Genomic DNA, 8,405 nt, shown 5'->3' with positions numbered 1-8,405 from the left:
TATGTCTGAACAAGCCGTTGCACAATTATTACAGATAGAGCAACAGGTCCGGCGTTGTGAAACTTTTACAGAACTCTGTTTTGTAATGGTGAACACGACGCGCAGTCTGGTGTCCTATGAACAAGCGGCCTATTTGAGCGGCAATGAACTTGAGCGGTTAACCCTTGCCGCTTTGAGTGATCTTTCGCTGATAGACCGCACAACGCCCTTTTGTGCCTGGGTAGAACAAGTCGCCAGACTGATAAATGAGTCAAATTCTGCTGCTAAAACTCATCTCCTCGAGCCAGCTGCATGGCCAATTGAATTGCTGAATGATCTATCAGAATTCTCTCCGCCTTATATGCTGTGGTTGCCGCTTTTTATTCCAGCTAAACCAAATCAACGAGTTGGTGTGTTGCTGTTAGCTAAATCTACAGCCTGGACAGAAAAAGAAATAGGATTGTTGCAGCATCTTGCCTCAAGTTACGCGCATGCCTTGCATTTTTTTGCATCTAAATCAGGTTGGCGTTATTGGTTAAAGCAGCTGTTGTCGAAGCGTGTGCAACTAGTCACTGCCGTAACTTTGTTGTTAGCCAGTTTTATCCCTGTGAGGTTAACTGTGTTAGCTCCTGCAGAGATTATTGCAAAAGAGCCATTTATGATTACGTCTGCTATTGCCGGAGCTGTTAGTGAAGTACTGGTCAAGCCGGGAGATATTGTTCATAAGGGCCAGCCCGTTGTGCTGATGGATAAGACGGAGTTCAAAGGACATTATGATGTAGCTCAACGAGAGCTGGAAAGAGCTCAGGCCGAATTGCGCACAGCTGAACAAGCAGGTTATGTTGATAGTAGGAAAAAATCGGAACTGGCAGAGCTGGAATCACAAGTTCAGTTGAAAAGTATTGAACTGAGTTATTTAAAAACGAAGTTAGCCCAGACAGACATCATTGCCGATCAGGCCGGTATTGCTGTACTTGATGATCCTGAGCAATGGAAAGGCCGCCCTGTTGTGGTGGGAGAGCGTATCTTATCTGTGGCTGATCCAAGCAAGATCCAATTAGAGGTCCGGCTACCGGTTAAAGACGCTATTTCTTTAAGTCGTGGTAATCAGGTAACTTTCTACCTTGACACCGATCCACTGAACCCTATCCCTTTTGTCGTGGATTATTCCTCATTTGAACCCAGTTTAACGCCGGATCAGATAGTGGCTTATCGTATTGTTGCAGACAGCACAGTGGATACCACAGCGCCCCGCATTGGTTTGCGTGGAACTGCCAAGTTGTACGGAGAAAAGGTTTCGCTGGCTTATTATCTATTCCGCAGGCCCATCACCTTTGTGCGCCAAAGTTTAGGCTTTTAAATGTCATCTCAAGTAGTTGAACCAGCCTCTTTACCCAGGTTACGTCAAAATTTACGTCTGTTGGCCGCTTCTCCGGATGAGGATGGCGAGCCGCGCTGGCAAATATTTGATCCTCTCGCCAATAAGTTTTTTTTCTTGTCCAGAACCGCCTTTTATTTGTTTAAAGAGTGGAGTAAGGCAAAAAATGAGGCAGAACTGCTAGCTCAGGTTCAGCAATGGGACATTGATATAGAGGAAGGTGAACTGGCATTTTTCATTCGGTTTTTGGAGTTAAATCATTTATTTGAAAGCAATACGAATAAAGATCTAGCAAGGTTGCAGGCGGAGCAGGTGAAGCATAAAAAACACCTCTTTACCTGGCTTGTGCACAATTATTTGTTTATCAAAGTTCCATTGATACGCCCTGATTTACTGTTAAACCGCTATTTTTCACGATTAAAATTTTTATTCACTTTACCTCTGCATTGGGTCGCTTTGTTGCTAGGGCTATTGGGTTTAGTCATGGTATTGCGGCAATGGGATAACTTTACTCATACCCTGCAAAACTTCTTTAATCTGTCGTCAATATTTTATTATATAGGCGCTCTCGTGCTGGTAAAAACAGCTCATGAACTAGGCCATGCATTAGTTGCTAAACGTTACGGTTGCAGGGTGAGCTCTATGGGCGTCGCATTTTTGCTACTGACCCCCATTTTGTATACAGACACCACAGACGCATGGCGTTTGCGTTCCAGGTTTCAGCGGCTGGATATTGTCACCGCAGGCATTCGGGTTGAAATCTATATTGCTTGTGTCGCCACTTTTTTATGGGGCATAGTACCTGAGGGGAGTTTTCGTAATGTATTGTTTTTTGTAGCAACTACCAGCTGGATATCCTCCTTACTGATTAATATCAGTCCTTTTATGCGTTTTGATGGTTATTACGCCTTGTCCGATTTTTTGGGTATGGAGAATCTACAACCACGCTCCTTTTTAATCGGTAAGTGGTATTTACGTGAGCTGTTATTTGGTTTTGGTTTTGCACCGCCTGAGCCACTCAACAGAAAAAAATGTGCACTTATGGTTACTTATGCCTGGAGCACCTGGTTGTACCGCTTAGTTTTGTTTATAGGTATTGCCCTTTTAGTTTATTTTTTTGCCTTTAAATTGTTAGGTATAGCGTTGTTTTTAGTGGAAATAATATGGTTTGTATTGGTTCCCGTTGTCACAGAGATAGCTGTTTGGATTAGTCTAAGGAAACACATGACACTAAATAAAGCCAGTCGCATAACCTTGTCGCTTTGCCTGCTTGTGGCTGTGGTGTTGGTGTTTCCCTGGCAAAACGAAATCAGCGCGCCAGCTGTAGCTACTTTTGAGCGTCATCAAAACTTCTATCCCGGCGAATCCAGTCAAATCATCTCCTGGAATATTACACCGGATAAAAAGGTCAAACAGGGGGAATTACTCGTTCTGCTTGAATCCGCCGAACTAGAGCAGCAGATCCGCTTAACTCAGGTCAGGTTAGAAGCGCTACATACACAATGGCAACGCGCCAGCTCAGGAGCCATGCTACGAGATACACAACTGACATTACAAACCCAAATGTCACGGGAGAATTCCCGCTTGGCATCTTTGTTAGAACGCAGGGAAAAGCTGGCTATTCGAGCACCATACGAAGGCTACATAGGCCAGTGGATGCCAATGAGTCAAGGTGACTATGTTAACGAAAACGCGCCGCTGGCTACTTTGTACGACGACAAAAGTGGCGTAGTGAAGGCTTATGTCAGTGGTCGTGTTGTAAGCCAGCTAAAAATTGGCAGTGAAGCTCTATTTATCGGCGATGATGGCGAGTTACTTCAGACTAAGCTTGTGGTTGAAAAAGTTATTCCCGCCGCGATAAAGCATCTGAACTACGCCGGGTTGGCCTCTGAGTATGGCGGGCCTATAGCAGCCAAAAAAATGGAAAAATTGCTTATTCCGGATGAGGCAACCTACGAAGTTTATCTGAGGTTTCAGGATGAAAACCTCCTTACCCGCCAGCAGTATGGCAGTGTAAATTTACCTGTTGAAGCCTCTAGCTTACTGGTAGATGGATTACGTTACATCTATGGTGTTTTATTAAGAGAATCAGGTTTTTAGAACGATGAGTGATAAAGCTGAAACGAAACCAGACTGGGATGCTGATCAGGTAAACGCTATAGTGGCTGACTTAGCCTATTTACGTTTAACTGTGGATCTGGAGTTAGTCCCTAAATACCCCTACATCGGCAGCAAAATATACCCTTTGGGGCGTTGCAGAGAAATTCGCGATGCGGTTTTTACGCTGTTAGAAAAAAAATTACCGACCGCAACTGAGCCTGGATTGGTATTAATCCGCGAACGCCTGGTGCAAGGGGAGGTACTACGAAAAATATGGGGCGCTCTTCGGGGGGTCTACTTTCAAAACGCTATAGCTATCGGTGATTGGTATCTGGATGTATCCAACGACACTGTTAATCCAAATAAGCCACGTATTGAAGTTTTACCTTTAGCCAAATCTGGTTTGGAGCAAATCACCAGCTTTGAACAGTTTGTCCCTGTAGCCCGAAGCTATTGGGAGGTAACAGTGTATCGCAATGAGGTGTGTCCGGCGCTGGCCCCTTATTTACCTTTGTTTTTTATTTCAAAAAGCGGTATTAGCTGGATAGGTGACGCGTCGGACGATATGTTAGCAGTAGCAACCCAAAGCCAGTTTGTAGCTTCAGAGCGCATTCTTGCCAGTTTACCGCCACCACCTGCAGAGGCTGGAACCAAATGGCGTGAGGCTTTATCCGCTGTGCAGCAGAATGATTTTTTGCACCAACAAGGCGATGCGTTGCAGTTCTGCCAACTGTATAGAAACAAAGGCTATCACCAGGACAGTTCTCGCCGTGATAGTGCGGTGCTGGCGTATTTGACGCTGCCAAAGGGTGTTTCACTGGTACCTTAATAGCTCTGGCTACTAAAGCAACCAGAGCATTATTCTCAATCCAATATAATGTGCGGCAAAAACCTGGAGCTGTCTTTGGTGATCAAGGAGTTATCTTCACGAATACCAATACCAGCGGCGCTGTTGCCTACGACCCAACTGCCAATCATGGTGTAACTGTCGCCAAATTTTGGTAACGGCTGGAATTTTTGGCGGATAAAAGGCGAATCGGCGTATGGGCCTGGTTCGCTGACTTTTTCGCCGTTTGGAGTCACTAATTCAACATTCGCGCCTTCGCGGGAAAACAGCGGTTTACGCACCCAGCCTGCGCCAAAACTTTGGTCTGCTTGTTCAAAATGGCTTTCCAGCAAGTTGGGGTGGCCCTGATGTTTTTGCCACAGCAAAGGCAATATGCCTTTGTTCGACAATAGCATTTTCCATCCCGGTTCCAGCCATTGGGTCTGACTGCTTAAGATGACGGACGCAAAATCTTCCTGCACCATAAATTCCCACGGATACAGTTTAAACAAGCCGCCTATGGCGTAACCGTCCAAATCAACCAGTTGACCACTGGCTTCACCTAACTGTTCCAGTTCGATAAACCGGCTGTCGACACCTGCTTGTCTGGCAATATCCATCAGATACATCACTGTACCCTTGTCTTCGATGCTGTTGGCAACAGAAGCGAAATACAAAGGATTCGCTAAAGGCAGGTTGGCAAAGGCGGCCTCTAACTGGTCTTGCAGGGAGTTAAACTGATCGGCGCCTTGTGGCACCTTGCCACGCATAATCTGATCTTCAAGCCATACCCACTGGAAAAAACCTGTTTCAAATAAAGAGGTTGGCGTGTCGTAATTCAGTTCCAGCAATTTAGCCGGGCCTGTGCCGTCGTAGACTAAATCCAGTCGGCCGTATAAAGACGGGGCTTTGTTGCGCCAGGAGTCTGCGACAAAATCCCAGAACTTTTCCGGTATAGCTAACTGGCGCAGCTTTTCTTCATCGCGAATAACGTCGTCAACTAAACCCAACGCCATTTGATGCAGCTCTTCGGTCGGTTCTTCTAAATCCTGTTCGATTTGACGCAGGTTAAACTGGTAATACCCTGTTTCATCCCAATAAGGTTCACCATCAAAGGTATGAAACTCAAAACCTACAGATTCAGCATAAGAGCGCCAGCCAGGGCGCTCGTCACAAGCTACTTTTTTCATCGGCTTTTAACCACCAAAACTGCTGGCTGAGCTGGAGCGTTTGGCCGCCTGAGCACCAAAACCACCTCTGTTGACTACACCTGCTGCTTTAGGTTGTACAGAAGACGGTTTGATATAGGCAGGACCTACACCTTTAGCGACTGGTGTATTGGTTGCAGTGCGGAAGGTACTGCGGTCATCTCTTGATTTATACAATGGCTGCGCCTGCACAGGTTGCTTTAACTGCGAACCTGAGCGGTTCAGCATTTGACCTGCTAAAAAGCCCATCATCATTGGCATAAAAAAGCCGCCGCTGGAGGCCTGAGCCTGCTGGGCTGGCTGCTCTGTGCCTGCCGCAGCTGCGGCCTGAGCAGGAGTTTCACATTGGCCAACGCCAAAGTCAGTTTCGCAGGCTGCTTTATCTGTGTATTTAGGCGCGACCTGGGTATGCATTGCTAATGCCTGACCTAAGTCTGCTTTACATTGTTCCGGGTTGTAATAAGCGGCACATTGGTCGACAGTTTCAAAAGCAGCAGTTTGCACAGCTTCTTCCTGACCACAGCCTGCCATTAAAAAAGTTGCAGTAGGCACCATTAACACTAAAGCGGCTTTTTTACTGCGTTTCAGCACTTTTTGTTTCATCAGTGACTCCTTGGTTTATTGTGCAGGTTAATAGGTCATGCTGGCGGAGTTAATTAAACCTATAGCGATAGAGCAACCAGCGGAAAACACACCAGCAGCCACTTCACCTTTATTAATGCGTTCCGGCAGTTGTTTTAAAGCAAAACGGACCACAGCAAAGGTCAGCACCTGAACAACCAGAGCGATAGCGCCCCAGATAGCGCAGTCTGCTAACGACAGTGAATGAGTAATAGCGCTGGATAAGGGCAAAGCAAAACCAATTAAAGCACCGGCAAAAGCAATGGCTGCAGCACTGTTGTTTTCTTTGATCAGCGCGAGCTCGTCCTGCGGCGTGATCCAGGTATAAAAGCGGCAAAACAACGCCACTAACAAAATGGCCAGAAAAAAGAAGCTGATAAATTCAGGAAAACCAGCCACAGAGGCCAATAAAGTATCACTCATTATAAAATCCTTTCATTTTGATTGAGGGGCTTTGCCGATGATCCAGAAAAGCCGGGCAAAAGGCAACAACTGAATCCAGACAGATTTTGACTTTAGTTCTTGAACCCGCTGGTTTTAGGCTATGCTCAATGAGCAAGTTGAGTTGCTAAGTTGCTGATCTGTTAAGGAGTTCATCCTCATGTTAAATCAAATGTCGGTAAAAATCCGCTTGTTGTTGTTGGTTTGTGTGCCATTGCTGGTGTTAATTGCCATTAGTTTGATTTCGGTCAGGGAAATGGGTCATTTAAGTGACGGAGCCACCAGTATTTACGAAGACCGGGTTGTACCACTGAAGCAAATTAAGCAAGTGGCGGATGCCTATGCCGTGACTTCTGTGGATTTATTGCATAAGTACCGTGGCGAGCTGATAAGCGCCTCTGATGCTGCGCAGCAGTTGCAGCAGCAAGGTCAGTTGGCTGATCAGGTTTGGCAGGCTTATCTGGCAACGACTTTAACTACAGAAGAAGCTGGATTGGCTGAAAAAGCCAAACAACAAATGTCAGTGTTTCGGCAAAAACTGCAAGAGTATCAAGGGAAAATAAGCGATGGCAGCTTAGTGCAGCGCAGCGCTAAAGATTTTAATACAGAGCTGTATCAACTGGCTGATCCACTCAGTGCATCTTTGGCTGCCTTAATTGATGTGCAGTTAGTGGAGGCTGAGAAATTTAAGGTTGCAGCGGCAGAGCAATATCAGTTTTTTTTGCAGTTGTTTGTCATTGCTTTACTGCTGGTTTTTGTATGTTTAGGAATTTTATCCTGGCTGATTTACCGCTCCATTCATAACCCGCTGAATCAGTTGCAGCAGGCTATTTCTGTGGTTGGAGATAAATCTGATTTACGTGTTAGAGCTCAAATTACCGGTACTGACGAAATTGCTATTACCGCCATCGCTTTTAACCAGACCATCAGCCGTGTACATCAGTTCTTTACCGAGTTAGGTGATGCAGTGTCACAACTGGCTGCGGCTTCAGAAGAAATGAGTCAAATTAGCCAGCAGGTTAGTGGCACAGCTTTTGAGCAGGAACAGCAGGCTAATTTAATTGCTACAGCTGTGAATCAAATGTCGGCCGCTATTCAGGAAGTGGCGAACAGCGCTTTGGCCACGTCAGAACAAGCCAATGATGTCGATCAGAAAACTCAACAGGGCTATCAAAAAGTTATCCAGAATGTCAGTTCTATTGAGCAATTATCCAAAGTTGTGAACGGCGCCAGTCTGGTGATAGAACAACTCAATGGCGAGTCTGAGAAAATAACTGCGGTACTGGCAGTGATCCAAACGATCGCGGGCCAAACCAACTTACTGGCGTTAAACGCGGCTATTGAAGCGGCCCGGGCCGGTGAAGCAGGCCGCGGTTTTGCTGTGGTTGCCGATGAAGTCCGTACTTTAGCCACCAATACTCAAAAAGCCACAGAGTCTATCCGCACTATGATTGATACCCTGCAAGCTTCAGCTCGTGAGGCCGTGCAAGCAATGGCACAATCAGGTCAATACGCCAGCGCCAGTGTGACTAATGCACAGGAAGCAGGTGTAGTGCTTGAGGATATAAAATCTGCCGTTGGCACTATAGTGGATATGAACGTACAAATTTCGGCCGCGACTGAAGAGCAAACCATAGTGGCTGAAGACATTAATAAAAATATCAGTGAGTTTAGTGTCAGCATAGGCGAAATGACCCGCAGTGCAACACACAGTGCCGATGCCAGCAGTTCGCTGGCTCAGTTAGCTGCACGTTTACAGCAACAGGCTGCTTCGTATCGGGTGTAGTGTTGATGGCAATGACGGATCCCTGATTGACTTTCCTGGTAAAAGGTTCGTATCTTGTTGATGTAC

Annotated in this window: 7 protein-coding genes; 4 read left to right on the top strand and 3 right to left on the bottom strand. The window is 46.1% G+C overall.

Annotation, left to right across the window (positions count from 1 at the left end; all coding sequences use genetic code 11):
* The first annotated feature begins 1 nt into the window (after nt 1).
* Genes EK374_RS18745 through EK374_RS18735 form a run of 3 tightly spaced genes read left to right on the top strand, consistent with a single transcriptional unit; the run spans nt 2 to nt 4,286 of the window.
* Nucleotides 2-1,339 carry an HlyD family efflux transporter periplasmic adaptor subunit gene (locus EK374_RS18745; RefSeq protein WP_127026056.1) on the top strand — a complete coding sequence of 446 codons (1,338 nt, stop codon included), beginning with the start codon at nt 2-4 and terminating at the stop codon, nt 1,337-1,339.
* Nucleotides 1,340-3,457 (top strand): site-2 protease family protein, encoded by a 2,118-nt coding sequence (locus EK374_RS18740; protein ID WP_127026055.1) that lies wholly within the window; start codon nt 1,340-1,342, stop codon nt 3,455-3,457. It begins immediately after the preceding gene.
* Between the two features lie 4 nt (nt 3,458-3,461).
* Complete coding sequence (locus EK374_RS18735; protein ID WP_127026054.1) at nt 3,462-4,286, top strand: hypothetical protein; 825 nt, start codon at nt 3,462-3,464, stop codon at nt 4,284-4,286.
* A 35-nt stretch (nt 4,287-4,321) separates the two neighbouring features.
* Here the strand turns inward: EK374_RS18735 and EK374_RS18730 are convergent, their stop codons facing one another.
* The 3 genes from EK374_RS18730 to EK374_RS18720 are packed head-to-tail and all read right to left on the bottom strand — an operon-like array spanning nt 4,322 to nt 6,535.
* Complete coding sequence (locus EK374_RS18730) at nt 4,322-5,473, bottom strand: glutathionylspermidine synthase family protein (RefSeq protein WP_127026053.1); 1,152 nt, start codon at nt 5,471-5,473, stop codon at nt 4,322-4,324.
* Between the two features lie 6 nt (nt 5,474-5,479).
* Nucleotides 5,480-6,094 (bottom strand): DUF1190 domain-containing protein, encoded by a 615-nt coding sequence (locus EK374_RS18725; RefSeq protein WP_127026052.1) that lies wholly within the window; start codon nt 6,092-6,094, stop codon nt 5,480-5,482.
* Between the two features lie 27 nt (nt 6,095-6,121).
* Nucleotides 6,122-6,535 carry a DUF350 domain-containing protein gene (locus tag EK374_RS18720; protein ID WP_127026051.1) on the bottom strand — a complete coding sequence of 138 codons (414 nt, stop codon included), beginning with the start codon at nt 6,533-6,535 and terminating at the stop codon, nt 6,122-6,124.
* Nucleotides 6,536-6,713: 178 nt separating this feature from the next.
* On the opposite strand from EK374_RS18720, the gene EK374_RS18715 reads away from it, so the two are divergent.
* Nucleotides 6,714-8,339 (top strand): methyl-accepting chemotaxis protein, encoded by a 1,626-nt coding sequence (locus EK374_RS18715; RefSeq protein WP_127026050.1) that lies wholly within the window; start codon nt 6,714-6,716, stop codon nt 8,337-8,339.
* Nucleotides 8,340-8,405: the final 66 nt, after the last annotated feature.

It is taken from the genome of Rheinheimera mangrovi (assembly GCF_003990335.1).
GTDB classification, from domain to species: Bacteria; Pseudomonadota; Gammaproteobacteria; order Enterobacterales; family Alteromonadaceae; genus Pararheinheimera; species Pararheinheimera mangrovi.
This window is presented reverse-complemented; position numbering and strand designations above follow the sequence as displayed.

Excerpts from the sequence above, each read along its gene's own strand:
- EK374_RS18745 (WP_127026056.1), top strand. The coding sequence starts at position 2 with ATGTCTGAACAAGCCGTTGCACAATTATTACAGATAGAGCAACAGGTC.
- EK374_RS18740 (WP_127026055.1), top strand. The coding sequence starts at position 1,340 with ATGTCATCTCAAGTAGTTGAACCAGCCTCTTTACCCAGGTTACGTCAA.
- EK374_RS18735 (WP_127026054.1), top strand. The coding sequence starts at position 3,462 with ATGAGTGATAAAGCTGAAACGAAACCAGACTGGGATGCTGATCAGGTA.
- EK374_RS18730 (WP_127026053.1), bottom strand. The coding sequence starts at position 5,473 with ATGAAAAAAGTAGCTTGTGACGAGCGCCCTGGCTGGCGCTCTTATGCT.
- EK374_RS18725 (WP_127026052.1), bottom strand. The coding sequence starts at position 6,094 with ATGAAACAAAAAGTGCTGAAACGCAGTAAAAAAGCCGCTTTAGTGTTA.
- EK374_RS18720 (WP_127026051.1), bottom strand. The coding sequence starts at position 6,535 with ATGAGTGATACTTTATTGGCCTCTGTGGCTGGTTTTCCTGAATTTATC.
- EK374_RS18715 (WP_127026050.1), top strand. The coding sequence starts at position 6,714 with ATGTTAAATCAAATGTCGGTAAAAATCCGCTTGTTGTTGTTGGTTTGT.